Here is a 26,747-nt window from a genome sequence, read left to right as displayed (position 1 = left end):
CAGCCGAGGCCGCGGATCCCCTAGAGTCGGCGCGCCCACCCCGGTCGGGGTGATGGCGTACCGGCGTGCGTGGTCGAGCACGCGGCGATTCCAGGAGTTGACGATCTGATGGTGTGTGTGGCGTGCGGGGCACGCCCGGTGGGGACGGACAGCGGCCGCTGCTTCGGCTGCGCGGAGGCGGCTCCCGGATGGGCGGCGGCGCTGCGCCCGGCGAACGGCCTTGCCGTGGCGGTCTACGTCCTGCTGGGGCTGAACGCCGTGGTGGCGGCGGCGGCGGTCGCGGTCGATATCTGGTCGGATCTGCTCCTGGGCCGGGTGGTCGACGGGTTGGGTGACGTCGACTTCGACGATTTCGACGCCATGGACTCCGTGGCGCACGCGGTGAACGGGGTGTTCATCCCGTTGGCTATGGCCACCGCCGTGGTGTTCATCGTCTGGTTCTACCGCATCCGCCAGAACGCCGACCTGCTGGTGCCGAACGGGCACCGCCTGGGACGCGGCTGGACCATCGGGGCCTGGTTCACCCCGATCGCCCAGCTCTGGTTCCCCTGGCAGCTGATGGTGGACTGCTGGAGGGCGAGCGCGCCGCTGGACGCGGAGGGAAGGCGAAGCACGCCGTCGGAGAAGATCCTCGCCCTGTGGTGGCCCACCTGGATCGGCTCGCTGATCGTCGGCCGGATCGCAGGCATCATGGTGGGTCCTGTGCACCCGTTGGTCCCCGGTGACCTCGAGCACCTGCGCAACGCCATCCGGGTGGAGGCCTCCGGATCGGCACTGCGGCTGGTGGCGGCGGTCGCGGCGATCGTGGTGGTCAACCGGCTGACCGCCATGCAGCAGGCGCGCCGGGTCGACGTCAACCCGATCGCGGCCAGGACCGCCCAGGAAGCGCGGGTCCAGGCCCTGGTGTCGGCTCCGGCCGCTGCGGCCGCGCCCGCGCCCGCCGAGGTGCCGCGTGACGCCGCGTCGGAGGGACACGCTCCGGCCTGACGGCGTACGGCGCACGGCCTGGCCGGGGAACGATCCCTCGGCCGGGCAGGCCGGCCGGGCACCTGGGCCACCGCCGAGAGTGCCGCATCCCGTGCGGCGTCAGCCGGCCCTCCCACGTCGGAGGACAGAGACGGACCGCGGACTTGAACCCGCTGCGCAGCGCTTCCGTGCCGATCCGCGCGCACCGGCCGGTGTGGCGATCGTGGCGCTCGCCCGGCAGCAGCGGCGCTCGGCCTGTACAGCCATCAGCGCCCGCTGCGCCCGACGAGGCGCTGCGGCGGTCGAGTCTGCGTCACCGCAGCCCCGGCCCGCGACATCTGACGACAATCACACGCGACCAGATCTTGGAAGGACGCGGTCAAGCCGAGTACGATCCACCGAGTACGAATCCGGGGGGAACTGTACGGAGCTACCGGCTCGAGGTCTTCCGCCGGGGGCGTGCGGCACCGTGGCACGAGGCACCGGTCCCGCATCCCTGACCCGGCGGCGACCACAGGTCCGGTGGCCTTCGTCGGGGACCGGTGGGGGCCGGCCGGGTTCGCCGCCGCAGCCACCGAGTCGGCCCTGCTGGAGGCGTCCCCCGGGGCCGGCCCGACGGAGGTGTCCTTCGTGATACCCGATGCGTTCCTCGCCCGCAGGAAGGCAGCCATCGAACGCCGACTGGAGCGATGTCGCGGGAGGCAGCGGGGCGCCGTCCAGGCCGTCCACGCCGTCGGTGTCGGCCCCTGGACCGTCGCCGCCCCCGGAGAGGCCGTCCGGGCGCTGGAGGGCGTCGAGGACATCGTCATGTCGGACTGGACGCACGCCAACACCTTTCCACTGCTGCCGAACCGCGACCGGCTGACCGCACACGTCCTCCCGTACGAGTTCGGCGACTTCGACGCCAACATCCACCACGTCGACGACGCGCTGGGCGGCCTCCACGAGAAGGGCGTCGACCGGGTCGGCCTGCTCATCGAGGGGAACCCGGACACCTACGACGTCCTGGACGGCCTGCCCGTCACCAACCGGGAGATCCGGGTCACCCCCGGCGTGCCGATCGGCCTGCTCGCCGCCTCCCGCAACGCCGACCGCTTCCGCACCGACCCGTTCGCGCGCTCCTTCGCCTACTTCTCCAGCCTGCACAGCCGGCACAAGCTCCCCGCCGAGCAGTTCCTCGGCGAGCTCACCTGCTACCTCGCCGCCGGAATCACCTGCGTGCTGGTCGAGATGTACAAGGGGGACGTCGAACTCGCCCTGCGCGCCGCCCGGCTGAGCGGACGTCCGGCCACCGCCGTGCTGATGAGCGACTACTTCTCCGGCTCGGAGAACACCCTCGTCCTGAACCGGCCCGACGCCGAAGCGGCCCGCCGCGCCGCCGAAGCCACCCGGGGCGGCCTGTGCACCATGCTCATCACCGACGAGGGGCTGCGATGACCTCCGCGCCGACACCAGGCCCCGCCGTGCCCGCCGTCCTCTTCGACGCCGCCGACACCCTCATCGAGCTCGTGCCCGCGATACCCGAACTCCTCTCCACCGCCTGGCTCGGCGAGGCCGGGGCCCCCGACGCGGCCGCCGTTCGCCAGGCGCTGTGGGCCATCGGCTCCGAAGGGAACCGGCCCGACGACGAACCCGACCCCGGGCGGCGGCTGGCCGCCTGGAGCCGGTTCTGCCGCGAGGCACTGCGCAGGGCCGGAGGCAGCGCCTCGGCCGAGGCGGCCGACCGCGCGGCCCGGCACATCCTCGATCCGGCGCGCTACCGCGCCTACCCCGACGCCGTACCGTGCCTGCGGGCCCTGCGCGCCGCCGGCCATCAACTCGCCCTGGTCTCCAACTTCGACCGGTGGCTGCGCGACGTCCTCGACGGCACCGGCCTCTCGGGGCTCTTCGACACCGTCGTCATCAGCAGCGAAGTCGGGCTGGAAAAACCCGAGCCGGAGATCTTCGCCCTCGCCTGCGAACGGCTCGGCCGCCCGCCGCGGGAGTGCGTCTTCGCCGGGGACTCCGTCGTCATCGACGTCGAGGGAGCCCAACAGGCGGGTCTGCACCCCGTCCTGCTCGACCGCTACGCTCGCTTCCCCGACTTCACGGGCCCGCGCGTCACCACCCTGGACGGCTTCGCCGCCCTGGCCGCCCGGGTCCCGATCCCCGCAGGAAGGACCGCCCGGTGACGACCGATCCCCAGCACGGAGAGCTGGACACCCGTGAGGTGGCCGTCCGGGTGGCCGAGGAACGAGGGCTCGAACTCCTCGGCCTCGCCGGGGAGGGCGTGGACTTCGCCGTCTACCGCGCTCGCTGCGCCACCCACGGCGAGGTCGCCCTGCGCATCCCCCGGCACCGGGTCTACTCCGCGCCCTACGGGCAGGTGGACGCCGGTGACCTGGTCCGCCAGGAGCACGAGATCGCCGGGCTCCTCACCCGCCAGGGCCTTCCCGCCGCCACCGCGATCGAGCTGATCACCACGGCGGACGGTCTCGTCGTCTCCCTCGCGGGCTACGTGCAGCACGACGGGCTCCCCGTCTCCCCGAAGGAGGTCGGCGGCTTCCTGGCGGCCCTCCACCGGCTGGAGCCGCCGTCGATCAAGCTCGCCTACCAGGAGCCCGGGGACTTCCCGTCCTTCCTCGCCAAGCGACTGACGACCCGTCATGCGGCCCTGCGCGGCTTCGCCGCCGACCTGCCCGAGCTGCCCGACCCAGACGGGATCCGCGCCGTGCTCGAAGCCGAGCCGGACGAGCCGCGCCTGCTGCACCTGGACGTCCGTCGACAGAACCTGCTGGGCACCGGGGGCGGGCTCGCCGCCGTCGTCGACTGGTCCAACGCCCTGGTCGGCCCGGTGCTGATGGAGCTGGCCCGGGTCGCCGAGTACGCCAGGCTGGCGGACAACGGCATCGACGCGGACGGCATCATGGCCGGCTACGCCGACTCCGCGGACCTGCCCGACCTGCACTCCAGAGCCGCCCTCCTGCACCGGCTCGACACCGCCGTGATGCTGGCCCTGGTCTTCCACTCGGTGGCCCCCGACCCGACCCGCGCGGCCGACCTGGTCGCCCGCGCCCGCCACCTGCTGGAGACCCTCCAGTCCTGACGCCGAGGCGCGGCGGGCGGCTTCCCCATGGCCCGTGAGCGGGCACACGCGAGGGTGCGGGCCGCCGGCTGCGTCGCGCTCTGTTCGGCGCCGGTGCCCGGGCGGTGACGTTCGATGAAGGCCCGCAGCCGGTGCCGCTCGTCGCCGGCCTGATCCTCCGGCTCCGCGAACCGGGCAGGTGGTCACTTGCCGGACAGGCTCCGGGGCGCGTCTCGGGTCGTGATCGATGAGCACCGCGGCTCCGAGGGCCCCGCCGCCGCCCGGCCGGGACGGTGTGTCAGAGCACGGCGAGCCGGTCCACCAGGAGTTCCACCCTCTGCTCGGCGTACTCCGGCGGCAGCCGTCCCGCCCGGGTCAGGGTCGCGATGCCGTGCAGGCACGCCCAGAACACCTCGGTGAACAGCCCCGGGTCGACGCCGTCCCCGGCGACCTCGCCGAGGCTCTCCATCAGCGCGGCGAAGGCGTCCTTCAGCGGCTCCGGGGTGTCCTCCTGCGCGTACGCCAGGCCGCCGTCGAGCTGGAACAAGGCGTCGTAGACCGCCGAGTTGCGCGCGGCGAAGTCGAGATAGGCGCGCGCGAGGGCGACGACCCGGGCGCGCGGGCCGTCCGCGGCGGAGGTCGCGGCCCGCACCGCCGCGGCCATCTCGGCGGCGCCCTCCAGGGCGACGGCGCCGATGATCTCCCGCTTGCCGCGGAAGTGGCTGTAGAGGACGGGCTGGCTGTACTCGATGCGCTCCGCCAGCCGGCGCGTGGTGACCGCGTCCCAGCCCTGCTGCTCGGCGAGTTCACGGGCCGTCGCCACGATGAGGCGCTCGCGGACCGCCCGTTCGCGTGCCTTGCGTTCCTGTACCGACATGACTCGAATCCTAGCACCGCTAGACAATCAAGCGGAAGCAGTACTAGCGTTGACCACATCAGCTAGCAGCGCTAGATCCAGGGAGGGGCACCATGCTCAGCGCACTCGAGGTCATCACCACCGTGGTCGTCGGCGTGATGGTGGGGGTGGAGTTCTCCGTCGCCTTCGTCATGAACCCGATCTTCAACGCCCTCCCGGAGGACAGCAACCAGCTGGCCCACGCTCACGGGGGCCGGATGCTCGGCGCCGTGATGCCGTTCTGGTACATCGGCTCACTCGTCCTCGCCGGCATCTGGGCCGTCGCCGGATGGCACCACCACGGCACCGGCCTCGTCGTCACCGCCGCCGCGCTGCTGATCGTCAGCGTGATCATGTCGATCCTGCTGCTCGTCCCGATCAACAACCGGAACAAGAACTGGACCCCCGAGAACCGGCCCGAGGACTGGAAGGAGCAGATGAACCGCTGGGACCGCTTCCACTACGTCCGCGTCGCCGTCATCATCGCCGCCTTCGCCCTGCTGGTCTCCGCCCTCGCCTGAGCCCGCGGGCCCAGGCGCCCGGTCGTCAGCCGTAACCGCTCGGCCGTGCACCCGAAGTGCGGTTCCTCGGCAAACGTCTCGAACTCCGCCGGTATCCCCAGGACACGGGCCCCGGCGACACCCACCGACCGATAGCGAGAGGAAGTACCGAAAATGGCCAAGCTGCAGGGTCTCGACCCGCACACGACGGTGTTCGCGCAGTTCAAGGAGAAGACCGGGCCCATCGTCCTGGCCAACACCTTCTTCGTCCCGCAGGAGAGGACTGAATCGTTCCTGGCCCTCTTTCGGAGGCAGGCCGAGTTCATGAAGGCCCAGCCGGGATTCGTCTCCCTGCAGATGCACAAGGGAACGGCGGACAGCCGGCTTCTGATGAACGTCGCGGTCTGGGAGTCGACCGAGGCGCTCGCCACGGCGTTCGGCAACCCGGAGTTCCAGCGCATGGCGGCAGAGTCCCCCGACGACATCGTGTCGTACCCGCACATCTTCGAGCAGATCGACGTATGACACGCCGCCCACACCCCGGCGCGCCGCTACGACGCGCCGGGCTGCGCCCCGTCGCTTGCTGCGGCGCCCGGCGCGGGCCGATAGAGGGTGGCCCGGACGTCGGGTCGTCCCGCACGCTCACCCTGTGGCGCCACCGTTGGTGCGGCGCCGCAGGGTGGGTGGGTCAGTTGAAGTGGACGTCGCAGACGGAGACGAAGTACTCGCCCGTGCCGCCGTGGCCGCCCACCGACGGGACCCGGTGGTGAGCTCCGATCCTCCCCAAGGGGCGGTCAGCCCCTCGGGTCACTGCTCGAAGAAGTCCCGTACCACCCGCTCGGCCGCCTCGTCCGCGGCCGCTTCAGGCGACAGCTCATCGAGCGTGTCCAGATCGGTGTCCTCGCTGAGTTCGGTCTCCCAGGCCGCAGCCAGTTGCTCCTGCCGCTCGCGTGGCTGCGCCTGCACCTTCTCGCGGCTGGCGGGGCTGAGGGCGGCGAGGAAACGGTGGAGTTCGTCGTCAGCGGGCATGAGGGCCTTCCCGGGAGCGGGGTCAGTGTTCACGTGACACATGTTCACCGGTAGGTGTCCCAGCGGATAAGCGCAATGCGCGCAGCGGAGGCGGGAGTCACCCGAGCGCAGGCCGGGCCGGTTCCAGCGGACGAAACAACAGCTTTTGCCCTGGCCTGCCCGCGCCGACCGCACCGACCGCACCTCCCGCGCAGCGGGGGAAGCTCAGTGGGCAGGGTCCTGCCGCGGCCCGTGGCACCCGTCGGGTCGGGGCGGTCAGCCGAAGAGGCGCCTGCCGGCCACGAGCAGTTTGAGCAGCTTTCCCAGGTGGCGGACGGCGACCAGGACCGGCGCGGCGCCGATCACGTCCGGGGGTGGACCGGTCGGTCCGCGTGTGTCGAATCGTCGTCCGCACGACGAACGGTGTTTTGATTTCACGACGCGGCACGTCGGGAGGCGAACACGTGGCTACTGAAGCGAGGCCGGGACCGACCGGAACAGGCGCAGGGGCATCGCGGCGCCGTGTCCTGACCACGGCCGTGCTGGGATCGGCATTCGCGGCACTGCCGGGACGGGCCGTCGGCGCCGGGCAGGACGCCTCGCACGAAGGGGCGTACGGCGGCACGGATCACGCCCGCGGAGGCGAGGCGGGCGCCGACGGCGGGGAGGCCGGCGCGCCGGTGCGTCCGGCCGAGAGCGCCGCGGGGGACTGGACCCAGGTCGCGGCGGAGCTGGGCCGCAAGGGCAGCATGCTGGGCAAGCTGATCTACCGGACGGCTTTCCCGCGTACCGACCTGCATGTCGTCTCCCACGGCGTCACCGTGTCGTCGGAACTCGCCGTCGGCTCGCACGTGTCCTTCATCCGCTATGCCGACAACACCACCCTGACCATGGGAGAACTGGCCGTCACCGAGGCGGAACTGCCCAAGGTGATCGGCGCGCTGCAGTCACACGGCATCGAGCAGGTGGCCATTCACAACCACCTGCCCGCTCACACTCCCCGTCTCGTGTGGATCCATACGCACGGACACGGTCCGAACGCCGTGGCCCTGGCCCGCGGCCTGCGCGCCGCGTTCGCCCACACGGGCACGCCGCCCGCCAAGTCCTCGACGACTCCCCCGAAGAAGCTGAAGCTGGACACGGCGGGCATCGACGCAGCCCTGGGCACCACAGGCACCGTCTACGGCAGTGTCTACAAGTCCGCCTTCCTGCGCCGGGAGACGATCACCGACGGCGGCTACCTCCTGCCGCCCGGTTCCGGGGCGACCACGGCCTTCAGCTTCCAGCCGGTGGGGGGAGGCCGCGCTGCGCTCAGCGGGGATGTCGCCGTACTGGCGGGGGAGGCGCAGCATGTGCTGGGCGTGCTCCAGCGCGACGGGATCGGGATCGTCGAACTGCACAATCACGGCTTGGTCGACTCGCCCCGCATGTTCTTCATCCACGTCTGGGCCGTCGGCGACGCCGTGAAGATTGCACGGGCCCTGCACCGTGCGGTGGCCGCCACCAACGCCGCACCCGCCAATGGGGCGGGAGGGGGCGAGTAGCGGGCCTGCCGAGGTCGGCGGACTCCTGCTCACCGCCCGGCCCTGGTGCCGGGTCCGGCCGTCGCCCGGTTCAGCCGGGTTGCTTGCTCACCTGGCAAGGGCGGGTCTGCCGCCCCAGCGGATGCCCCTCTCGCTGCGGATGCGGGCGCGCTCCTTGTGCCGGGCGGCCAGGACGTCGGGGTGGCGGGCGTTGGTGTTGCGCCGGCGCGGGGCTCGGGAAGCCCGTCTCCGGTGGGCAGTGCCCGGACGGCTCCGGCGATGTCGGAGCGGAGCCGGTCGAGGCTGTGGTCGGTGCTGTGGTCGGTGCCGAGGACCATGCGGCGGACCTGGGGCATGGCCAGGCTCCAGCCGACCAGGCCGAGGGTGAGGAACAGGCGCGTCCGAGGGGCGCCCTTGTCGTCGGCGGCTTGTGCGGCCTGGAGCTTGTCCTGGTAGTGGCGCGTTCGGGTCTCGTCGCCCGGCACGGGCTGGTCACCGAGTCCGAGGGCTTCCCGCATGAGCAGCCGCAGAGCCTCGGGATGGGCGCGGTGGTAGTCGAAGAGGCGCTCGGCGTAGGCGGACAGGTCGTCGTCGCCGGGCGGGACGGCCTGGGCGAGGTCGGCCATGAGGCGTTCGAGGACAGCGGTGAAGAGCTTGTTCTTGTCACCGAAGTAGTCGTAGATCGCCCGCTTGTTGGCCTGGGCCTGGGCGGCGATGCGGTCCACGCGGGCACCGGCGACGCCGTGGACGGCGAATTCGCCGGCCGCTGCCGTGAGGATCCGCTCTTTGGTTGCCGTCGAGTCGTACGCCATGGCCGCGGACCCCGACGGCGCCCTCGCCTCCCGCACCTTCTGCTACAAAGCCCTCGCCTGACCCACCCGCCGAACTTCCCGTCCGTACTCTCCGAGGCCGCCGGGATGATCCGTGGACGACCGGGGAAGGGGACCGGCCATGGACACCTCCGCACCGATCTCCCTCGTCACCGGCGCCAACCGCGGCATCGGCCGCGAAACCGCACGCCAACTCGCCGAACTCGGCCACACCGTGCTGCTCTGCGCCCGCGACCCGCAGGCCGCCAAGAACGCCGCCGCCGACCTCTCCCGCAGCCGCGGCCTGCGCGGCACCCTCCTGCCCCGCACCCTCGACGTCACCGACGCCGCCGGTGCCCTGGAGCTCGCGCGCTCGGTCGACGCCGAGTTCGGCCGCCTCGACGTCCTGATCAACAACGCGGCGATCAACTACGACACGGGCCGCCGGGCCGTCGACGTCGACCTCGACGAGGTGCGCCGCACCATGGAGACCAACCTCTTCGGCGCCTGGCAGGTCGCCCAGGCCTTCGTCCCGCTGCTCCGGCGCTCCGCCCACCCGCGGATCGTCAACGTCTCCAGCGAGGGCGGCTCCCTCGCGTCCATGGGCGGCGGCACCCCGGCGTACGGCGTCTCCAAGGCCGCGCTCAACGCCCTCACCCGCACCCTGGCCGGCGAACTCCGCTCCGACGGCGTGCTGGTCAACGCGGTCTGCCCGGGCTGGATCGCCACCGACATGGGCGGCGCCGGCGGTGCCCCCGTCTCCACCGGCGCCGCCAGTGTCCTGTGGGCCGCCACCCTCCCCGACTCCGGCCCCACCGGTGGCTTCTTCCGCCAGGGCCGCCCGATCCCCTGGTGACCACCCGTCGGCCCGTGCGCCGCGACGGCCCGCTGGGCCGCCGGGCCGTACGTGAGTGCCCTGGTCGAGCCGCCCGCCGCCGCGCCGCCGCCACCGTACCGACGATGCCGACAGGCAGCCGGGTGTGTCGGTGGCTCGGGCTACGGTGCCGGGCATGACCGATTGGATCCAGTGCGGCGTCATCGCGTGGCTGGGCGAAGACCGTTACGGGGACGACGAATCCGTCCTGGTGTACTTCAGGGGAACCAGCCTGGCCTCCATGGCAGAAGGACTGGTCGCGTTGCACCGGCCGCCGCTCGCCCACGGCAGCGACGCGGCACCCGGCGACTGGGGTGTGATCGTGCACAACCTGGTCAACGCGGCGCGTGACGACTACGACGACATCGACTACCGCAAGCTGTGCCCCCAAGGCGCCGAGCTGGTGGTGTTTGTCCCCAACCCGTGCGTCGCCAAGGCCCACGGACCCAAGGCCTACCACTACAAGGACGGCCGGATCTCGTCCTGCATCGACTACGAGGGACCCGAACACGTGGGGGAGTACTGGCCCAACGAGCTGGCCCCCCTCATCACGGCGGCCGGACTGGACCACGAGAGCAGGGACTTCGAGCAGCAGCTCACCAAGCTGATCTGCGACCACCTGGGGCTGCCCGCACTGGACCGCGGCACCCTGACGGTGGACCACGACCCGATGGCCTCCCACCTCTAGCCGGACACCCGCTCGGGCCTGCTCCGCTTCCGAAGCGCTGACACCAGACCGAGTCGACGCCGCGGTTCCACGGGGCGGGCAGTCGACCGAGCCCGCCCAGCTCGACCGCGCCGCCACCGGCCCCCTCCGGACATGTGGAACCAGACGCCCGGGCAACCGAGTCTCTTCCGGAGGGCGGGAGTTCGAGTTCGACGTCGATGAGGGGCTGGGATGCGCCACGGGTGGCCGACCGACCAGGAGCTGCGGCAGATCTTCCATGAGGAACTGGAGCGCGTGCTCGCCGGCGGGGGACCGCACTCCTGCACCGGGCTGGACGACGACACCGCCGAGGCGCTCTGGGCGATCGCCTCGGCGGAGCCCGCCGACCGTGAGGCTCTGCTGCCGGCCGCCTACCGGGCCTTCGCCGGTCAGCTGGACGGCAGCAACGCGGCTCGCTGGAACGATGACCTCGAGCGCTGGTTCGAGGAGCGCGAGCGGCGGCGGCAGGGCGAGGGATCGGGTTCGGGCAGCTTCATGTGATGCAGGTGGGTTGACCACGAACTGGCAGTGACTGAAAGTGTCGTGCCCGGCGGTCCGGCTCGGCCCGGATCAGGCCTCCTGGCCGGTGGCGGCGAGGACGATCTCGCGGATGGTGACGTTCTGCGGCTGGTTGTAGGCGTAGGCGATGGCCGCGGCGACGACCTGCGGCTCCAGGGCGCCGCCCGCGGACTCCTTCCAGGCCTCGTAGTCGCTCTTGATCTTCTCGTCGCTGGTGTGGGAGAGCAGTTCGGTCTCCACGGCGCCGGGGGCGATGGTCACCACGCGGACGCCGGTCGCGGCGACCTCCTCGCGCAGGTTCTCCGACAGGGCGTGCACGGCGAACTTGGTGGCGACGTAGGCGGCGTGGTTGGGGAAGGTCTTGCGGCCCGCGATGGAGCTCACGTTGATGACCGTACCGGTGCCGCGGGCGAGCATGCCGGGCAGCACCGCTCGGGTGCCGTACAGCACGCCCTTGATGTTGAGGTCGATCATCCGGTCCCACTCGTCGACCGGCTGGTCGCCGATGCGGCCCAGCAGCATCACGCCGGCGTTGTTGACGATCGCGTCCGCGGGGCCGAACCGATCCTCCGCCTCGCGCACGGCATTCTCGACGGCGTCGCGGTCGGTGACGTCCACCTTGCGGCACAGCGTGTCCGGCAAGGCGAGCCCCTCCAGCTTCTCCAGCCTGCGGGCGAGCAGCAGCAACGGGTGCCCCTGCGCGGACAGCAGGCGCGCGGTCGCGGCGCCGATGCCGGAACTGGCGCCGGTGATGACGATCAGGGGCTTGGTCATGGAGATGCCTCTCGAAGCGGTTGGGTCGTGCCGTATTCCAGGAGATCACCGCCCCGGGCCCCGTGCGTGCCGGCACAGGAGCCCGGGTCCACCGGGGGTCCCGCAGACCCCCTCTCACGTGGCCCGCGGCCCCGTACGCCGTCTTAGCCTGAAGGAATGAGCACGTCACCGGAGCGCGGACCCAACCTGGAACTGCGGGACTTCCTGCGCTCCCGCAGGGCACGGATCCGACCCGACGAGGCGGGCCTGGGCTCGCACGCCGGCCGCCGCCGGGTGCCCGGCCTGCGCCGCGAGGAGGTCGCCCAGCTGGCCGGAGTCAGCGTCGACTACTACGTCCGTCTGGAACGCGGCCGCACCCCGAACGCCTCCACCGCCGTCCTGGATGCCGTGGCCCGCGCCTTGCGCCTCGACCCCGCGGAGCGGGCCCACCTGTTCGACCTGGCCAAACCCAAGCCCGGCTCCACCGGCCGACGCCCCGCACCACCCCAACGGGTACGGCCCGGACTGCTGCGGGTCCTGGACACCCTGACCAACACCCCGGCGATGATCCTCGGACACCGCCTGGACGTCCTCGCCGCCAACCCGCTCGCCAAAGCCCTCTACACCGACTTCGACGCCCTGCCCCACCGCGAGCGCAACCTCGCCCGCTTCATCTTCCTCGACCCCACCGCCCACGACCTCCTCGCCGACTGGGAGACCGCCGCCCGCGGCACCGTGGCCGCCCTGCGCCTCTACGCCGGCCGCCACCTGACGACCCGCGCCTGAACGAACTGGTCGGCGAACTCTCCATGCGGGACGAGGACTTCCGCCAGTGGTGGGCCGACCACGACGTCCTCCAGTACACCCACGGCATCAAGCTCTACCGCCACCCTCTCGTCGGCGAACTCACCCTCGCCTACGAGTCACTCACCCTCCCCGACGACCCCGACCAAGCCCTCTACCTCTACACCGCAGAACCCGACAGCCCCTCCGACCACGCCCTGCGCCTGCTCGCCGGCTGGTCCGCCCCGTACGACCCGGCCGGTGATCGCGCGTAGTCGTCGGGCCCATCCGGTCCCCGGTCGCCTTCCCCGCTCCTGCTGACGTCCGCTGCCGACCACTTCCGACAGGAGTGACGAAAGCCGGTGCCAACGTCGTGCGGACCGGCCGGCGGTCCCCGGACCGCTTCTCCGAACGGCAACCGAGCACCGAGGTCCTCGTCCGGCGCATGGACGAGTGAGGACGGCGGGCCCTGCCCTGGCAGGGCCCGCCGTCAAAGCCGGACCGGGGTCACCGGGCGCTTAGTAGGGCCAGGTGGTGAACGGGTAGCCGAGGCAGGACGGGCTGTAGGTCCAGCCGGGCTGGGCGAGCGGCAGCCCCGGGGTCGGGCAGTTCGGGGGGAAGTGGACCGGAGGAGTGGACGGCTGGGGGTAGCCGGCGTTCAGGGCCGGGTACCAGAGCGGCGTGGTGCCCTGGTAGACCACCAGGTTGCCGTCGTCCTGGACCGCGAGGTAGGCGCCAGGGTGTCCGTCGGTGCCGCTCCACCAGACCGGCGCGTTGGAGGCGTCGTAGGCCACCAGGTTGCCGTCGCCCTGCATCACGAAGTGGTCGCCGCGGTTGATGGTCCAGTTCGCGGCCCAGGTCGCGACGCCGTTGTGGTAGAGGACGACATGACCGTCTCCCTGCATGGCCACACCGGTCTGGCCGTCCGGAGAGACCCATGAACTGCCCTTCGGCAGAACCGAGTTGCCCTGAATGATGGTGGCGCCGTTGTCAGCCGCAGCCGTGGCGGCCACGGTCCGCGCGGCCGGGGCGGGCGCGGCCACCGCCTGTGCGGCGCCCGAGGCGAGTGCACCGAGGCCGATCGTCGCCGCGACGGCGACCGCCGCGACGCGTGAGCGGAGAAACCTCATGTCGAACTCCCATCTGCCGTCCCAACCCGGGTCCTTCCCTGGCTGGTTGATGGTTGTGCGGCGACAACGCTGGCAGTCTCACCGCGCTTCAACAAGGCCGCGAGTGGCTGGGGCGGCGGCTTTGGCAGGTCGACTGCGCCGTGGTGCTGGTTCTGGTGGGGTGCTAGAAATCCCTCGTGGACGATCACCCTGAGCCCTCGACCCTGCGTGTCTTCGTGGCGCTGGCTCCGCCCGACGACGCCAAGGCCGAGCTGGCCCGGGCCCTGCAGCCCGCTTACGCCATGTACCCGCGGCTGCGGTGGAACCGGATCGAGGACTGGCACATCACCCTGGCTTTCCTCGGTGAACTGCCCTCCACGGCAGTGCCGTTGCTGCGGTCGGTGCTGGCCGGTCGGGCGGCATCGCACCCCGCCCTGCGCCTGGGCCTGCGTGGTGGAGGCCACTTCGACGAGCGACTGCTGTGGAGCGGGATCGACGGGGACCTGGAGGGACTGCACCTGCTCGCCGCCGACGTCCGGGAGCTGGTCAGGTCCTGCGGGATCGAGTTCAGCGACCGCCCGCTGCGGCCCCATCTGACTCTGGCACGGTCCCGTCGCGACGATCCCACCAGCGTGCCGCAGGCCGTGGCCGGGCTCATCGGGTTCGTGGGCCGACCGTGGCTGGCCGAGCGTCTCCACCTGGTCGGCAGCAACATCGGCCGTGGCCCTGGGCCGATCCGTTACCGCGACATCGAGTCGTGGCGATTCGGTGCTGTGGTCCGGGGCGGGGGCGACAGCGCTCCTGCCGAGTCGTAGCCGACCGGCGAGCGCCTCCTCGCCCTCCTTGTGAGTGCGCGGAACCCGGACGTGCCCTTCGCGTTCGACGAAGATCGCGAGCGCTGCCAGGCCGGCGCCGAACCGGTCGGCGGCGGGGGGGAAGCTGCGGCTGTTGCCACGCTGGGCCCGCGCGATGTCAGTCGGCTGCCAGTGGGGACAGCGACCTGTCGGCGGGATGTGAGTGGCTCCCGGAACCGTAGGAACCGGGCGTGGCCGACCGTGAATGTGCGGGCCCGCTCTCCTTGAGACCACTCCGAGCTTCCGGGAGCCCGCCATGCCCTCCGCACCCCAGGCCTCGCAATGGGACGTTCACCGGCTGCCTCATGCCCGGGGAAAGAGTTTCCTGGTCACCGGCGGCAACGCGGGCATCGGGTATTTCGTCGCCGAGCAGCTGGCCGGCACCGGGGCCACGGTCGTTCTCGGCAGCCGCGACCGGGCGAAGGCCGAGGCCGCGATCGGCTCCATCGGCTCGCGCGTGCCCGGTGCCAGGGTGAAGCACGTGCCCCTGGACCTGGCCGATCCCGCCTCGCTCAAGGCGTCCGTGGACGCGCTCGGGCTGGACCGCCTCGACGCGGTTGTCCACAACGCCGGGGTGGCGCTCGACCACCCGCCGCGCCGTCAGACCAGGGACGGCCACGAGCTGATGTTCGCGACCAACCACCTTGGGCACTTCGCGCTGACCCACCACCTGGCCCCTCTGCTCATGGCGACCCCGGGGAGCCGGATCGTCACCACTGGCAGCTTCGCGGCCAAGTCCGAACGCCTGGACCTCGACGATCTCCAGAGCGTGCACGACTACCGGCCCAAGCGCGCCTATTCGCGCTCCAAGCTGGCCCAGATGCTCTTCGCTCTCGAACTCGACCGCCGCCTGCGTGCCGCCGGCAGCACGACGCTGAGCGTGCTCGTCCACCCCGGTGGCGCGCTCGACTCCCTCACCCCTTCGCGTCCGCCGTTCCACGTCCGGACCACCGGCGAGCGGCTGAGCCGCCTGCCGCTCGGCCTTGTCGTCCAGGGCAAGGACGCTGCCGCGTGGCCCGCGGTCCGGGCCGTGCTCGACCCAGGGGTGCGCGGCGGCCAGCTGCTGGGTCCCCGAGCGTTCGGACTGCGCGGTTCGCCCAGGATCGAACCCCTCTGGAACCACCTGGCCGACACCACGACCGCGGCACGTCTCTGGGCGGCCAGCTGCGATCTGACCGGCAACGATCCGACGTTCACCGCACCGACGAGGTTCGGCGAGACCCAAGGCCCGGCGACCGGGCGCGGCGAAGCAGAAGTCTCGACCGGATGAGATCGAAACCTGCGGTCAAGATCGCAACGGCCGAGATCTCATGACACAGGACACCGGTTGTCCGGTGCCACCGAGCCTTGGCGGACGCAAGCCTGTGTCATCGAAGGCCGGTCTGCTAGCCTTCCAGAGGCCGTGCGAGAGAACGAGGAGGTGGTACCCGTGAACGTATCGACATGGGTGCTCTCCTCCGGGGTCACGGTCGGGCGATAGGTCGTCGTCCGGGAGCGCCGTTCCAGTGCACTCCCGAAAGGCACGACCATGCAATTCACTTCTGAACAGCGCCTCGACGACGACGTCCTCGAGCGCGAGTTCACCCTCGGCGAGATCCCCGGCATCCTGTGGACGCCTGAATCCGCATCCGCGTCCGCACCGGTGCCGCTGATCCTGCTCGGCCACCCCCCGCTCGGACTGCGCAAGACGTACCCCCGGCTGGTCGCCCGGGCCCGACGCTGCACGGCGGACGGCTTCGCCGCGGCCACCATCGAGCTCCCCGGGAACGGTGACCGGCCCCGTTGGGCCGCCGCCGAACAGGCCCGCGCCGACCTGCGCCGGGCCATGGAGGCCGGCGAGCCGGTCGGCGACGAGATCATCGACGCCCTCATCCTCCCGCTCGTCGAAAAGTCGGTCCCGGAATGGCAGGCGGCCCTGGACGCCCTCCTGTCGCTGCCCGAGATCGGCGGCCCGGTCGGGTACTCGGGGGGAGTGATCTCCATCGGCATCCGGTTGGCGGTGGTCGATCCCCGTATCGTGGCCGCCGGCTTCTTCGCCGGGAGCTTCGTGCCCGCCGTCATGTTCGAGGAGGCCCGCCGGGTCACCATTCCGCTGCACGTCCTGCTGCAGTGGGACGACGAAGGGAACGACCGGCAGGCGGCCCTGGATCTGTTCGACGCCTTCGGCTCCCAGGAGAAGACGCTGCACGCCAATATGGGCGGGCACACGGGCGTCCCGCAGTTCGCGGGGGAGGACGCGGCCGGGTTCTTCGCCCGGCATCTGCGCTAGTCGCGGGGCGCCCCCGCCGCCAGACCAGTGGAGGGTAGGCGGTACCGGCCGGCACGCCGCTCATCGAGGACAGGCCCGGGCCCTCCTCGATGGCGGTGGCCGGCGGGTGCACGACCGCCCCGATCGCGGTGGTGCCGGCCATCGGCGGTACCGGTCGCTCCGACCAAGCGCCGTCGACGGGGCCTTGTCCTGACAGGCTGCCAGGACAAGCCCCCCACGCGGGGAAGGACAGCACCGTGTTCCGCATCGCGCGCGGGCGGACAAGCTCGCGGCGAAGCCGGCCAACCTCGGGCGAGGAAGCCGCCGACCGGACGGTGCACCGGTGGCGCCGCGCCTACCTGGGTCACACCCGCGCCGGACACCCGCCGGTCGCCCCGGTCGTCACCGACGCCGGACCCACCGCGCCGGCGAACCGCCGGCAGGCCATCGGGGACCTGTCGGTTCGGGCCCGGGGCGGCCGGTGGTGCCCGGGGGACTGCGGCCCCCGCGCGATCCGGACACCGCAGATCAAGAGTGAGGCGTCTTCGCGGCCGCCGTCACGCTGTGAGCTGGAACACGGTTGAGGTTGACCTTGGGTCAGGCTGAAAGCTCGTCGCAACGGCCCGACGCCGATGCGGGCACAGCAGATCTGAAGGAGCAGACATGTCCATCACCCTTGCCGGTCAGGAGCAGAATCGCCCGGAGCTGCGGAAGGCGATCGAGGAGATCGTCGAGTCCGGTGTTCTCGGCGTGCAGCTGCGGGTGAACGACGAGCACGGCGAGTGGGTCGGCAGCGCCGGGGCGCGCGAGCTCGGCCGCGGCGCCGAACCGCTGACCGACGGACACTTCCGCATCGGCAGCAGCACCAAGAGCTTCGTCGCGACCGCGGTGCTCGCGCTGGTGGCCGAGGGCAGGATCGGCCTGGACACCCCGGCCGATGACCACCTGCCCGAGTTCGGACTGGACCGGCGGATCACGGTGCGCATGCTTCTGCAACACACCAGCGGGATCTTCAGCCACACCGGCGAGCTCTACGAGGACGGGACGGTCGCGCTCGGCGTCCCCTGGCGGGGCAAGGAGTGGGTGGACAAGCGATTCCACACCTACCCGCCCGAGGAGCTGGTGCGGCTGTCGCTGTCCAGGCCGGCGCGGTTCGCGCCGGGGGCGGGCTGGAGCTACTCCAACACCAACTACGTGCTGGCCCGGCTGGTGATCGAGAGCGTCACCGGCCGTTCGTTCGCCGAGGAGCTGCGGCGGCTGATCCTGGGGCCGCTGGGGATGACCGGCACCGTGGCGCCGGGCGACTCGCCGGAGGTCCCCGCACCTCACAACCACGGCTACTACCGCTACGAGGACGCCGGGCAGGAGAGGACGGTCGATGTCACCCGCCACAACCCCTCCTGGGTGTCGGCCGGCGGCGACATGATCTCGACCACCAAGGACCTGCACACGTACTTCTCCGCGCTGATGGGCGGCAGGCTCCTGCCGGCCGGACTGCTGGCCGAGATGCGTACCCCGGAGGCCACGATCGGCTACGGCCTGGGGGTGTTCGCCCAGGACCTGGGCCCGGGCGGCGGCACCGTCTTCCACCACAACGGAGCCACCATCGGCTCGGCGGCGCTGATGTACGGCACGCCCGACGGCCGCACGACCATGACCGCCGGGCTGACCTACGTGGACGACGCCGACATGTCCATAGCACCGGCCTTCCAGGCCGCCCAACAACGGCTCGTCAGCGAGGTGTTCGGCGGCGGGCAGGCCGATCCGGCGCAGCCGACGGGCTGAACGCCCGGGTGTTGGTACCGGAGGGCTTCGACGGCTTCCTGGCCCAGCTCGAACTCCGGCTCGAGGAGCCCGAGTTCATCGATCCGGCCGAGCGCGGCCAGGAGGCCGAGGCCCGGGAGCGGGACAACCCGAGGATCGAGGAGCTCGCGACCGCCATGGCGGACCACCACCTCGCCAACCCCGCGCTGCTGGGAAACCCCGCCGGCCGGCGGGCCTGGACCAAGGCCTCCGCCCAGTACCGGCTGATCAGCGACCACCGCGGGGACCAGGCCCCGGTCTCGGCCCGCCTGGCCGCGCTCACCGAGGCCGGACTCCGCTGCGCAGGCGTACTCATCCCACGCCGATGACGGAGGCACCCTCCTGAACGAGATCCCCGGATTCCGGGTGGTCCGGATCACCGGCCGGGGCGGCGGCACGCAACGCCGCCTCGACCCGGCGGTTGCTGGTCATGGTCGACGTGACGGCGGTCATGGTGAGGAGGAGGCCGGCAGCGGTGTAGAGCGGGGTGCGAACGTCGTAGGCGGTGGCCAGCCAGCCGCCGAGGAAGGCGCCGAACGGGGCGGCGCACATGGCGAGCATGCGGGAGGTGGAGGCGACCCGGCCCATCAGGCGGGCGGGGACGATCGCCTGTCGGAGGGAGGGGCTGAGCACCATCGTGGCGCCCATGCCCACTCCGCAGACGGCGAGCGCGAGGCCGGCGACGTACGGGTTCGGGGCGCCGGCCAGGCCCAGGATGGCGAGTCCCTCGACTGCGGCCGTGCAGGTCAGCGCGGTGCCGGTGCCGAGTCGTCGGCCGAGGAAGGAGGCGATGCCCGCGCCGAGCAGACCGCCGGTGGCCTCCACCGTGAGGAGCAGGCCGAAGCCGAAGGTGCCGATGCCGAGGCGGTCGTGCGTGAAGAGGGCGAGGACGGTCTCCACGGCGAGGAAGGCGATGTTCCCGACCGCCGGGCGCAGCGCGAGCCCGAGCAGCAACCGGTCCCGGAAGACGTACGAGGCGCCGGTCCGCGCCTGCCGCAGCAGCGACTCACGGACCTCCGGTACGGGCCGGGGCATGGCGGGCAGCGACCGTACGAGCAGTGCGGAGAGCGCGAACGACACCGCGTCGGCGAGAAGCGGAAACGCCCGCCCGAGCGCGAGCAGGGCACTGCCCGCAGGCGGCCCCGCGAAGCCGGACGCGGCGGTCTGGGTGCCGCGCAGGCGGGAGTTGGCGCGCTCCAGGCGTGCGGGGTCGCGGCCGAGCAGATCCGGCAGATAGGCCGTGGCGGCCGTGTCGAAGAAGAGTCCGCCGAGGCCGAGCAGGAAGGCGACGGCCGCGAGCAGGGGAATGCTCAGCACGTCGAGCGCGGCCGCTGCCGCCGGTATCGCGAGCAGCACCGCACGCGCCGCGTCCGTGACCCACATCGTGCGCCGACGGTCCCAGCGGTCCACCAGCGCACCGCCGAGCACCCCGAAGAGCAGCCACGGCAGCGTTCCGGTGGCCGTGACGACAGCGAGCGCCATCGGATCCCGCGTCAACGTCAACGCGAGCAGCGGCAGCGCGGCATGCGACACCCCGTCACCGAGCGAGGACACCGTCTGCGCGGTCCACAGCCGTCCGAACCCGGTCGGCAACTTCCGAACGTCCGAGGTCACTTGGCGCCCCCTGCGGCCTGCCCGCGCGTTGCCGGGTGGAACAGTGCGAAGACGAGTGACGCGTCCGGCAGCGACGGATCGGACAGCTCCCGGTACTCGTCCGCCAGTGCCTGCAGCCGCGCCCCCAGCTCCGCGAACTGCTCCTCGGTGAGCCGCAGATGCGCCATCCGCACGTGCCGCTCGCCATCCACCGGCGACGCCTCCAGGTCCGCCACCGCGTGCCGCATCAGCACATCCGGCCCGCCCTCGCCCGGATCCGGCAGCGTGATCGCCCGCGCGGCCATCGCGTAGTACCGCTCGTTGACTCCCCGTACCTTCCGCGTTCGCACCACCTTCACCAGGCCGGCCCGTTCGAGCAGCCGTACGTGGTAGCTGGAACTCCCCTTCGCAAGGCCCACTCGCTCGGCGATCTGCGTGATCGTCGCGGGCTCGAAGCGGAGCACGGCCATGATCCGGTGACGCGTGAGATTGGAGACGGCGCGTAGCTGCTCGTCAGTGGTGACGTGGAACGTCTCGGGAAGATCATCGGTAGCCATGCCCCTAATGGTCAACACTTCTTGACCATTGTGCAAGGGGTTTTGTTCGGGCTTCCGGAACCGGCTGTCCAACACGTGAGCTTCCTCGGCATCCGTGACCGATGTGGAAGCGCTCGTGTCCCCGTCGCGGGAACGGGCGTTGGCGCGGCAGGTGGCGGTACGGCGTTCGCTTGCTCCCTCCTCGGAGCACCGGCGCCCCGCTCGATCCAGCAGCAGGCACGGGCACCAGGCGGCACGGCCGGGGCGTTCTCGGAGCGCACCGGGGAAACCGCCCCGCTGCGCGTGGAACCGGCCCGGAACACCCGGCGGCTCCGCGCCTGGAACAGCAAGGAGCTCCGTGCCCGACGAACTCACCGGCGCCGCCGCACCGATCATCCGGCTACGACCGGACTTCCGCCCCACGGCATTCCTGTCCCGAACCGACAAGTCCCTGCTCATCGCGGGGGACTGCGAGGACGGACCGGCCGTCGCGAAGCTGCTGACCGCCCGAGAACCACTCTGGGCCGAGAAGTTCAGCGCGGAGATCGAGGCCTACCGGACCTTCGCCGAGACACCACCGCCAGTGCCGGTCCCCGGCCTCATCGCCGTGGACGACCGGCACCACGTGCTGGTCGTCGAGCACGTCCGAGGCCGTTCGCCCGCCCCGGGCCGCGACCGGTTCCCGCCACAAGCGCTGGACCCCGCACACGTCACCGCCATGCTGACGGCCATGACCGACCTCGGCCGATGGAGTCCCCCCGCAGGGGCGTTCACCCGCACCCTCGACTACCTCGCACGCCTGGACCGGGACCACCGCCAGGGCCTGACCACCCCGCAGGAACACCAGGCCCTGACCGACCTGTTCCACCGGGCCGGCACCGTCCTCGTACCAGGCCACGGAGACCCCCTGCCGACCAACTTCGTGGTCGGGCCCGACGGACGGGTCACAGTGATCGACTGGGAGCACGCGGGCCACTACCTCCCAGGACACGACCTGGCGGTGCTCTGGATCGTCCTCGCGGCCACCCCGGAAGCCCGTCCACAGATCGAGGAACTCGTGGCCGCCGGACCCCCGTCCGTCCGCGCCGCCTTCACTGTGAACCGGGCCATGCTGCTCGTACGGGAACTCCGCAACCACCGTGCGGTGCCCCCGTCCACGTGGAGGGACGAACGGGTGGCGGCAATCGAACGTGACTGGCACGACGTGCGCGAACTGGCGCAGACCGGGTGACAACGGACTGACCTGGCATCACAGAGGGCCGGTGGACCGCACCACCGGCCCTTTCGCACGGCCGGCCCGACAAGCCCGCACCAGCGGGACTCCCGACCGGCAGCGCAGCGGCTCGTGAGAGACCAGGACGCCTCCACCATCCCCGGCGCGGACCCGGGCCTTGTGGGCACGAGCCCACTCCGATCCCGAGCCGTGTTTCCAGGAACCCGGTGCCGTCCCGGGAGCCCCGGCGTCCCTCCCGGCCCCGGCGAGCCTGGCAGACGGTGCTGCGGGGCTCCGCCGGGGCCTCGGCGCCCGCGACAGCAGAGCACGTTACGGTCTGATCATGTTTCAGAAAGCTCGCGCCGCACTGATATCGGCACTCCTGCTGGCTCCCCTGGTCGTAGCCGCCCCGGCCGCCTCGGCGGCCACCGCCGCTCCATCCGATCCGCAGGCCACTGCGGCCACCGGCCGGGTGTTCGACTGGCTGTCGCACCTGCCGGGGCGGGCCGGCAACCGGGTGGTCTCCGGCCTGTTCGGCGGCTACAGCGGGTCCGCCTTCTCGCTCGCCCAGACCGAGGACCTGAAGACCCAGACCGGCCAGTACCCCGGGCTGATCGCCTGCGACTACGGCTCGAGGGGCAGCTCGACCATCGACTCCTCCTGCAACGCCGACCTGAAGAACTGGTCGGCCAAGGGCGGCCTGGTCTCCGTCAGCGCCCACATGCCGAACCCGGCTCAGCCAGGACTCCAAGGCCTCTACACCCACCTGGACAACTTCCAGCAGCTCACCGACCCGACCACCACCGTCGGCGCCGCCTGGCAACAGACCCTCGACCAGATCGCCACGGGCCTGGCCGACCTGAACGGCGCCGGTGTCCCCGTCCTGTTCCGCCCGTTCCACGAGATGAACACCTCCGGTGCGGGCGCCTTCTGGTGGAGCGGCCAGGACCGGGCCACGTACATCTCCGTCTGGCAGTACACCTACCGCTACCTCACCCAGACCAAGGGCCTGCACAACCTGCTCTGGGTCTACTCCCCGCTCTGCGGCACCGGCGACCGCACCGCGTACTACCCCGGCGACGCGTACACCGACGTGGTAGGCCTCGACTGCTACCCGACCGACCCGGCCGCCGCGCAGGGGTACGGCGAACTGACCGCGCTGCACAAGCCGTTCGCCTTCGCCGAGATCGGCCCGCCGAACGACCCCACCACCAACGTGCCCGCGCCCGCCAGTTACGACTACGGCCGCTGGGCCGACGCGATCCGCACCCGGTTCCCGGCCACCACGTATTTCCTGGCCTGGAACGACAAGTGGAGCCCCACGGTGCAACTCGGCGCCTCGGCGCTGATGAACGACCGGTGGACGGTCGACCTGGGCAGGATCGACCTGGCCGCCAAGACCGACCCGGCCGGGCCGCCGCGCCCGCCGGCGCCGGGCACGGTGCTCGAGGGCTTCGAGAACGGGCTGGACGGCTGGGGCGGCTGGCAGACCTCGAACGGCCCATGGACGGTGAACGAGTGGGCCTCCCAGCAGAGTTACTCGCTCAAGGCCGATGTCGACCTGACCCAGCCGGAGATCTATCTCAACAAGGTCGCGCGGCAGGACCTCAGCGCCTACAGCACGCTCTCCGTCGACGCCCGCACTGCCCCTTGGGGCAACCAGGCCGCCGGCACGACCGCCAAGCTCTACCTGCGGAGCGGCGCCAACAAGACCTGGTACGACAGCGGTTCCACCGTGGTCGGCCCGGACGGCGCCGTGCTGACCATGTCGCTCGCGGGCGTGGCCGACCTCACCGACGTCGAGGAGATCGGGGTCCGCTTCGCCCCCGCGCCGGGTGCCTCCGGCCAGAGCTCGGTGTACGTCGACAACCTGACCGCCACCACCCCTGCGAGCACGCTCGGCGACTTCGAGACCGGACCGGACGGCTGGGGCGGCTGGCAGATCAAGAACGGCCCCTGGTCGGTCACCGAGTGGGCCGCCCAGGGCACCCACTCCCTCAAGGCCGACGTCCAGTTGGAGAGCGGCGAGGCCTTCCTGCTGCGCCACTACGCCACCCCGGTCGACCTGACCGGCAACCTGACCCTCACCGCGACCGCCCGCACCGCCCCCTGGGGCAACCAGGCCGCGGGCACCAAGGCGAAGCTGTACGTGAAGGCCGGTGCCAACTGCGACTGGTACGACAGCGGCACCTACCCGGTCGACGCCAACGGCACCCAGCTGTACTTCAACCTGGCCCGCATCCCCGACCTCACCAAGGTCTGCGAACTCGGCGTCGACTTCGTCCCGGCCGCCGGGGCGAACGGCCAGTCGTCCGTCTACGTGGACGCGATGTCCATGCGCTGAGTTCTTGGGCCGATGCTCCTAGGCGGACTCGAAGCCCGAACCCGGAGGTCACCGGCTGGGCCGCTGCCCTGTCGACAGCGCCGGCCGTCCACAGCAGGCCTCGGCCAGGGTGGCGCCATGACGACGAAGAAGACCGCAGTGCCCTGCCAGGCCCACGCCGCCGGTAGCCGGGGCAACTGCCCGGTGGGGGAGCCGCGCACCGCCTGGGCCCGGATCTGAGTATCCGTGCTCAGGCCTGCCGGGCCGGCCGCCCGTAGTCTCGTGATCAAGGCCGACAAGAAGACCGGAGCCGACACGGGGGACCGCTCCTCCAGCGTTGCGAGCCGCCGGGACTTGACGAACCACTCGTGCGTGGAACGGTAGCCGCCGGGTGCGCGCTTGGTACCCTTCTCCCCGACCGGCAGCGACAGCCGGTGGCGCAGCATTCGGATGCCCGTGTCCAACGAGTCCAGGTACGCGGCCTGCCCACGCCGGGCCAGCGCCCACTGGTCATGCGTGGCCTTGGTGACGCTCCCGGCCCAGCGCGACGATGACTCCACGGTCAGGTCACGTTTGCGCGCGGCCCACGTCTCCTTACCGTGCTCCAGGCCGTCCGCGCAGCGCGCCTTCAGGTCCCTCGACGCCAGAGCCCCCATGTGCCCGCCGACCAGCCGCAGCACCTCCTCATCCTCGGGCGTGAGGCCCTTGAGACGGTCACGGGCCGTCACACCCGACGGGCCAAGGGAAACGAACGGCGCGTCGATCCGCCGGAGCTTCCTCTTCGGCCCGGTCACGTCATCCCCCTCCCCGTCAGTGCCACCACCCTCACACACACCACCGACAGTCGTCCCACCGATTCAACAATCCGTCATCGACAACAAACTCATGGACACCTATGGGCACCAAAACGACCTCAAGCCACAGCAGTTCACAACCCCCTGCTGCGAGGCGGAGGCGCGCTGGCGGGGTTGGACTCCACCGACATCGAGCCGCGCAGCGCGATCGGTCTCGCGGACGGCGGCCGCACGCTGACGCTGCTGTCCACGGACGGGCGCGAGGGCGCCTCCACCGGCCTGACGCTGACGGAACTCGCCCGAGTGGTGAGCGATCTCGGTTGCTCGGACGGGGTCTACCTGGACGGCGGCGCCTCCGCCACACTGGTCGCCCGCGACCCCGCCACCGGCGACCTCACGGTGCGCAACCACCTCGACCACGGCCAGGAACGACGGATCCCCAACGCTCTCGGTATCTTCGCCGGGTAGGGCCGGACGCCCGGGCCGGTCCTGGAGCCGGTCTTCGAGGCGCAGTGCACCGAGGCGAGCCACGGGTTCCGGCCCAGGCGGTCCGCGATCGGATCAGCCGGCTCGGGCCCTACCGCCTGGTCGGGAACGTGCACTGGGCGACGGCGCATGCCAGCCGGTGAACGATGTCGGAAAGCCGCGTGCGGGAGGACTGCACGGCCGGTCCGAAGAGGCGGGGACTGGAAACGGAGCGGTAGCCACCGTTCCAGTCCCCGACCCTGCTCAGTCGTTCTGGTAGAAGCCGAACATGTCGACGATCAAGTCGCTGGTGCCGCCGGCCGCGTTCCAGAAATCGATGATGCCGTTGGCACCCGTCGGCGCCTGGACCAGGTTCGGAACCGTCCCCCCGGCCGTCCAGTTCAGCGAGGACACCGGCGGCGGCGACAGCTTCGAGGCGTAGTTCCCCTGGTAGGCGGCCAGGGTGTTCGGGTCGGGGGCGACGCTCAGGTGGCCGTCCGACGTGGTGTCGGTCATCGTCGCGTTCAGCGCGAACGCGGTGATGTCGGGCTGGCCCGACGACACCGGCATGTAGACGTAGCTCCAGGGGTTGAGCGGGCCGTACTGCCACTTGGTGGTGTCACGGGTGTCCAGCAGGCGCGTCGGGGTGACCGGCAGGTAGGCGCTCCTGCCGGTGGGGCTGTAGTAGCCGACCACGTCCACGATCACGTCCGACGAACTCCCGGCCGCGTTCAGCACCTGGACCGTACCGTCCGAACCGACGGGGACGACGACCGAGTTGGCGACCGTCTGCCCCGCCGTGAAGTTCAGGTTCGACGCGTTCGGCGCCTGCTGGCCGCCCGGGTACACCGTCAGGTGACCGGCGGTGCCCGGGTTGGTCACGGTGACGTTCAGCGCCACCGCCGTGATGCCCGAGGCGGGCAGCTGACCGCCCGCCGCACCGGCGATCTGCACCGGCAGCGACTGCCCGGCACCCACCGGCGACTGCGGCGCACCCGTGCCGTAGCGGGTGTCCACCAGACGCGAGGGCGACAGCGGCGTGTACCCGGCGGCCGACGACCGCACGAAGTACCCGGTGATGTCCACCACCAGGTCCAGCGAAGGACCGGTGTTGACCACGTCCACGTACCCGCCGGCGCCGACCGGCGCCACCACCATGTTCGGAACCGTCTGCCCCGCCACGTAGTTGACGTTCGACGTGGTCGGCACCGAGGACGAGCCGTCCGCGTACACCGTCACGTGCCCGGCACCGGTGGTGTCCGTCACCGTGACGTTCAGCACCGCGGCCGTCGCACCCGCCGGAACGCCGTTCGCACCCGCCACCTGCACCCGGGTCGTCGAGTTGGCCCCGACCTTCGGCGTCCCGCTGCCGTCCCTACTGTCCAGCAGACGCGTCGGACCGAACGCCA

Annotated in this window: 24 protein-coding genes and 5 pseudogenes; 19 read left to right on the top strand and 10 right to left on the bottom strand. The window is 71.6% G+C overall.

Annotation, left to right across the window (positions count from 1 at the left end):
- The first annotated feature begins 108 nt into the window (after positions 1 to 108).
- The 4 genes from ACFVWU_RS29730 (at position 109) to ACFVWU_RS29715 (ending at position 4,051) form a co-directional block, all read left to right on the top strand.
- Positions 109 to 987 (top strand): DUF4328 domain-containing protein, encoded by an 879-nt coding sequence (locus ACFVWU_RS29730; RefSeq protein ID WP_387626673.1) that lies wholly within the window; start codon positions 109 to 111, stop codon positions 985 to 987.
- Between the two features lie 501 nt (positions 988 to 1,488).
- Complete coding sequence (locus ACFVWU_RS29725) at positions 1,489 to 2,403, top strand: hypothetical protein (RefSeq protein WP_387626671.1); 915 nt, start codon at positions 1,489 to 1,491, stop codon at positions 2,401 to 2,403.
- On the top strand, positions 2,400 to 3,137 hold the full coding sequence (locus ACFVWU_RS29720) for an HAD family hydrolase (RefSeq protein ID WP_387626669.1): 738 nt from the start codon (positions 2,400 to 2,402) through the stop codon (positions 3,135 to 3,137). Before ACFVWU_RS29725 ends, ACFVWU_RS29720 begins: the two co-directional genes overlap by 4 nt.
- Complete coding sequence (locus tag ACFVWU_RS29715; RefSeq protein ID WP_387626667.1) at positions 3,134 to 4,051, top strand: phosphotransferase family protein; 918 nt, start codon at positions 3,134 to 3,136, stop codon at positions 4,049 to 4,051. Before ACFVWU_RS29720 ends, ACFVWU_RS29715 begins: the two co-directional genes overlap by 4 nt.
- Positions 4,052 to 4,328: 277 nt before the next feature.
- Here the strand turns inward: ACFVWU_RS29715 and ACFVWU_RS29710 are convergent, their stop codons facing one another.
- On the bottom strand, positions 4,329 to 4,907 hold the full coding sequence (locus tag ACFVWU_RS29710; protein ID WP_387626665.1) for a TetR/AcrR family transcriptional regulator: 579 nt from the start codon (positions 4,905 to 4,907) through the stop codon (positions 4,329 to 4,331).
- A gap of 92 nt (positions 4,908 to 4,999) precedes the next feature.
- Between ACFVWU_RS29710 and ACFVWU_RS29705 the strand changes: the two genes are divergently transcribed.
- Together ACFVWU_RS29705 and ACFVWU_RS29700 are read left to right on the top strand one after the other, a co-directional pair.
- Positions 5,000 to 5,446, top strand: coding sequence for an anthrone oxygenase family protein (locus ACFVWU_RS29705; RefSeq protein ID WP_387626663.1), 447 nt, complete (start codon positions 5,000 to 5,002; stop codon positions 5,444 to 5,446).
- 153 nt (positions 5,447 to 5,599) lie between these two features.
- Positions 5,600 to 5,950, top strand: coding sequence for an antibiotic biosynthesis monooxygenase family protein (locus ACFVWU_RS29700; RefSeq protein ID WP_387626661.1), 351 nt, complete (start codon positions 5,600 to 5,602; stop codon positions 5,948 to 5,950).
- A gap of 282 nt (positions 5,951 to 6,232) precedes the next feature.
- Here the strand turns inward: ACFVWU_RS29700 and ACFVWU_RS29695 are convergent, their stop codons facing one another.
- The gene (locus ACFVWU_RS29695; protein ID WP_387626702.1) at positions 6,233 to 6,454 is read right to left on the bottom strand and encodes a hypothetical protein; all 222 of its coding nucleotides are present in this window, start codon (positions 6,452 to 6,454) and stop codon (positions 6,233 to 6,235) included.
- Positions 6,455 to 6,807: 353 nt separating this feature from the next.
- On the opposite strand from ACFVWU_RS29695, the gene ACFVWU_RS29690 reads away from it, so the two are divergent.
- Positions 6,808 to 7,977 (top strand): DUF1259 domain-containing protein, encoded by a 1,170-nt coding sequence (locus ACFVWU_RS29690; protein WP_387626659.1) that lies wholly within the window; start codon positions 6,808 to 6,810, stop codon positions 7,975 to 7,977.
- An 87-nt stretch (positions 7,978 to 8,064) separates the two neighbouring features.
- Here the strand turns inward: ACFVWU_RS29690 and ACFVWU_RS29685 are convergent.
- A pseudogene (locus ACFVWU_RS29685) lies at positions 8,065 to 8,184 on the bottom strand (IS630 family transposase); the annotation flags it as partial.
- A gap of 95 nt (positions 8,185 to 8,279) precedes the next feature.
- Positions 8,280 to 8,768 (bottom strand): annotated as a pseudogene (locus ACFVWU_RS29680) (TetR family transcriptional regulator); the annotation flags it as partial.
- Between the two features lie 139 nt (positions 8,769 to 8,907).
- On the opposite strand from ACFVWU_RS29680, the gene ACFVWU_RS29675 reads away from it, so the two are divergent.
- From ACFVWU_RS29675 to ACFVWU_RS29665, 3 genes are all read left to right on the top strand, one after another.
- Positions 8,908 to 9,621, top strand: coding sequence for an SDR family oxidoreductase (locus ACFVWU_RS29675; protein WP_387626657.1), 714 nt, complete (start codon positions 8,908 to 8,910; stop codon positions 9,619 to 9,621).
- Between the two features lie 154 nt (positions 9,622 to 9,775).
- Positions 9,776 to 10,327, top strand: a complete 552-nt coding sequence (locus tag ACFVWU_RS29670; RefSeq protein WP_387626655.1) for a hypothetical protein — start codon at positions 9,776 to 9,778, stop codon at positions 10,325 to 10,327.
- 210 nt (positions 10,328 to 10,537) lie between these two features.
- Positions 10,538 to 10,846 (top strand): hypothetical protein, encoded by a 309-nt coding sequence (locus tag ACFVWU_RS29665; protein ID WP_387626653.1) that lies wholly within the window; start codon positions 10,538 to 10,540, stop codon positions 10,844 to 10,846.
- Positions 10,847 to 10,915: 69 nt separating this feature from the next.
- Here ACFVWU_RS29665 and ACFVWU_RS29660 read toward each other — a convergent pair whose 3' ends face one another.
- Entirely contained in the window at positions 10,916 to 11,638 is a 723-nt protein-coding gene (locus tag ACFVWU_RS29660) for an SDR family oxidoreductase (RefSeq protein ID WP_387626651.1), read from the bottom strand.
- 156 nt (positions 11,639 to 11,794) lie between these two features.
- Here ACFVWU_RS29660 and ACFVWU_RS29655 point away from each other — a divergent pair.
- Positions 11,795 to 12,675: pseudogene (locus tag ACFVWU_RS29655) on the top strand (helix-turn-helix transcriptional regulator).
- Positions 12,676 to 12,918: 243 nt separating this feature from the next.
- Here ACFVWU_RS29655 and ACFVWU_RS29650 read toward each other — a convergent pair.
- Complete coding sequence (locus ACFVWU_RS29650; RefSeq protein ID WP_387626649.1) at positions 12,919 to 13,530, bottom strand: hypothetical protein; 612 nt, start codon at positions 13,528 to 13,530, stop codon at positions 12,919 to 12,921.
- 176 nt (positions 13,531 to 13,706) lie between these two features.
- Here ACFVWU_RS29650 and thpR point away from each other — a divergent pair, with 176 nt between their 5' ends.
- From thpR to ACFVWU_RS29625, 5 genes are all read left to right on the top strand, one after another.
- Complete coding sequence (gene thpR, locus ACFVWU_RS29645; protein ID WP_387626647.1) at positions 13,707 to 14,324, top strand: RNA 2',3'-cyclic phosphodiesterase; 618 nt, start codon at positions 13,707 to 13,709, stop codon at positions 14,322 to 14,324.
- Positions 14,325 to 14,619: 295 nt separating this feature from the next.
- Positions 14,620 to 15,633 carry an SDR family NAD(P)-dependent oxidoreductase gene (locus tag ACFVWU_RS29640; protein WP_387626645.1) on the top strand — a complete coding sequence of 338 codons (1,014 nt, stop codon included), beginning with the start codon at positions 14,620 to 14,622 and terminating at the stop codon, positions 15,631 to 15,633.
- A gap of 258 nt (positions 15,634 to 15,891) precedes the next feature.
- Positions 15,892 to 16,632 carry an alpha/beta hydrolase gene (locus ACFVWU_RS29635; RefSeq protein ID WP_387626643.1) on the top strand — a complete coding sequence of 247 codons (741 nt, stop codon included), beginning with the start codon at positions 15,892 to 15,894 and terminating at the stop codon, positions 16,630 to 16,632.
- Positions 16,633 to 17,274: 642 nt separating this feature from the next.
- Positions 17,275 to 18,396 (top strand): serine hydrolase domain-containing protein, encoded by a 1,122-nt coding sequence (locus ACFVWU_RS29630; protein WP_387626641.1) that lies wholly within the window; start codon positions 17,275 to 17,277, stop codon positions 18,394 to 18,396.
- A gap of 8 nt (positions 18,397 to 18,404) precedes the next feature.
- A complete protein-coding gene (locus ACFVWU_RS29625) occupies positions 18,405 to 18,743 on the top strand; it encodes a hypothetical protein (RefSeq protein WP_387626639.1) in 339 nt (112 codons plus the stop codon).
- On the opposite strand, the gene ACFVWU_RS29620 is transcribed toward ACFVWU_RS29625, so the two are convergent.
- Both ACFVWU_RS29620 and ACFVWU_RS29615 read right to left on the bottom strand, forming a co-directional pair.
- Positions 18,727 to 20,028 carry an MFS transporter gene (locus ACFVWU_RS29620; protein ID WP_387626637.1) on the bottom strand — a complete coding sequence of 434 codons (1,302 nt, stop codon included), beginning with the start codon at positions 20,026 to 20,028 and terminating at the stop codon, positions 18,727 to 18,729. The genes ACFVWU_RS29625 and ACFVWU_RS29620 overlap by 17 nt on opposite strands.
- Positions 20,025 to 20,564, bottom strand: coding sequence for an ArsR/SmtB family transcription factor (locus tag ACFVWU_RS29615; protein ID WP_387626701.1), 540 nt, complete (start codon positions 20,562 to 20,564; stop codon positions 20,025 to 20,027). Before ACFVWU_RS29615 ends, ACFVWU_RS29620 begins: the two co-directional genes overlap by 4 nt.
- 337 nt (positions 20,565 to 20,901) lie before the next feature.
- On the opposite strand from ACFVWU_RS29615, the gene ACFVWU_RS29610 reads away from it, so the two are divergent.
- Together ACFVWU_RS29610 and ACFVWU_RS29605 are read left to right on the top strand one after the other, a co-directional pair.
- A complete protein-coding gene (locus ACFVWU_RS29610; protein WP_387626635.1) occupies positions 20,902 to 21,774 on the top strand; it encodes a phosphotransferase in 873 nt (290 codons plus the stop codon).
- A 325-nt stretch (positions 21,775 to 22,099) separates the two neighbouring features.
- Positions 22,100 to 24,100 (top strand): glycosyl hydrolase, encoded by a 2,001-nt coding sequence (locus ACFVWU_RS29605; RefSeq protein WP_387626633.1) that lies wholly within the window; start codon positions 22,100 to 22,102, stop codon positions 24,098 to 24,100.
- A 302-nt stretch (positions 24,101 to 24,402) separates the two neighbouring features.
- Here ACFVWU_RS29605 and ACFVWU_RS29600 read toward each other — a convergent pair.
- Positions 24,403 to 24,873: pseudogene (locus ACFVWU_RS29600) on the bottom strand (IS200/IS605 family accessory protein TnpB-related protein); the annotation flags it as partial.
- Here ACFVWU_RS29600 and ACFVWU_RS29595 point away from each other — a divergent pair.
- Entirely contained in the window at positions 24,766 to 25,341 is a 576-nt protein-coding gene (locus ACFVWU_RS29595) for a phosphodiester glycosidase family protein (protein ID WP_387626699.1), read from the top strand. The pseudogene ACFVWU_RS29600 and the gene ACFVWU_RS29595 overlap by 108 nt on opposite strands.
- Before the next feature lie 261 nt (positions 25,342 to 25,602).
- On the opposite strand, the pseudogene ACFVWU_RS29590 reads toward ACFVWU_RS29595, so the two are convergent.
- Positions 25,603 to 26,747, bottom strand: a pseudogene (locus ACFVWU_RS29590) (hypothetical protein); the annotation flags it as partial.

It is taken from the genome of Kitasatospora sp. NPDC058190 (assembly GCF_042883685.1).
Lineage (GTDB): Bacteria > Actinomycetota > Actinomycetes > Streptomycetales > Streptomycetaceae > Kitasatospora.
Note: the sequence above shows the minus strand (reverse complement) of the source record. Positions and strands in the feature narration are given on the sequence as shown.

Coding starts and splice junctions, on each gene's coding strand:
- ACFVWU_RS29605 (WP_387626633.1), top strand. CDS start 22,100: ATGTTTCAGAAAGCTCGCGCCGCACTGATATCGGCACTCCTGCTGGCT.
- ACFVWU_RS29670 (WP_387626655.1), top strand. CDS start 9,776: ATGACCGATTGGATCCAGTGCGGCGTCATCGCGTGGCTGGGCGAAGAC.
- ACFVWU_RS29665 (WP_387626653.1), top strand. CDS start 10,538: ATGCGCCACGGGTGGCCGACCGACCAGGAGCTGCGGCAGATCTTCCAT.
- ACFVWU_RS29730 (WP_387626673.1), top strand. CDS start 109: ATGGTGTGTGTGGCGTGCGGGGCACGCCCGGTGGGGACGGACAGCGGC.
- ACFVWU_RS29695 (WP_387626702.1), bottom strand. CDS start 6,454: ATGCCCGCTGACGACGAACTCCACCGTTTCCTCGCCGCCCTCAGCCCC.
- ACFVWU_RS29630 (WP_387626641.1), top strand. CDS start 17,275: ATGTCCATCACCCTTGCCGGTCAGGAGCAGAATCGCCCGGAGCTGCGG.
- ACFVWU_RS29635 (WP_387626643.1), top strand. CDS start 15,892: ATGCAATTCACTTCTGAACAGCGCCTCGACGACGACGTCCTCGAGCGC.
- ACFVWU_RS29720 (WP_387626669.1), top strand. CDS start 2,400: ATGACCTCCGCGCCGACACCAGGCCCCGCCGTGCCCGCCGTCCTCTTC.
- ACFVWU_RS29705 (WP_387626663.1), top strand. CDS start 5,000: ATGCTCAGCGCACTCGAGGTCATCACCACCGTGGTCGTCGGCGTGATG.
- ACFVWU_RS29710 (WP_387626665.1), bottom strand. CDS start 4,907: ATGTCGGTACAGGAACGCAAGGCACGCGAACGGGCGGTCCGCGAGCGC.
- ACFVWU_RS29640 (WP_387626645.1), top strand. CDS start 14,620: ATGCCCTCCGCACCCCAGGCCTCGCAATGGGACGTTCACCGGCTGCCT.
- ACFVWU_RS29700 (WP_387626661.1), top strand. CDS start 5,600: ATGGCCAAGCTGCAGGGTCTCGACCCGCACACGACGGTGTTCGCGCAG.
- ACFVWU_RS29675 (WP_387626657.1), top strand. CDS start 8,908: ATGGACACCTCCGCACCGATCTCCCTCGTCACCGGCGCCAACCGCGGC.
- ACFVWU_RS29650 (WP_387626649.1), bottom strand. CDS start 13,530: ATGAGGTTTCTCCGCTCACGCGTCGCGGCGGTCGCCGTCGCGGCGACG.
- ACFVWU_RS29660 (WP_387626651.1), bottom strand. CDS start 11,638: ATGACCAAGCCCCTGATCGTCATCACCGGCGCCAGTTCCGGCATCGGC.
- ACFVWU_RS29615 (WP_387626701.1), bottom strand. CDS start 20,564: ATGGCTACCGATGATCTTCCCGAGACGTTCCACGTCACCACTGACGAG.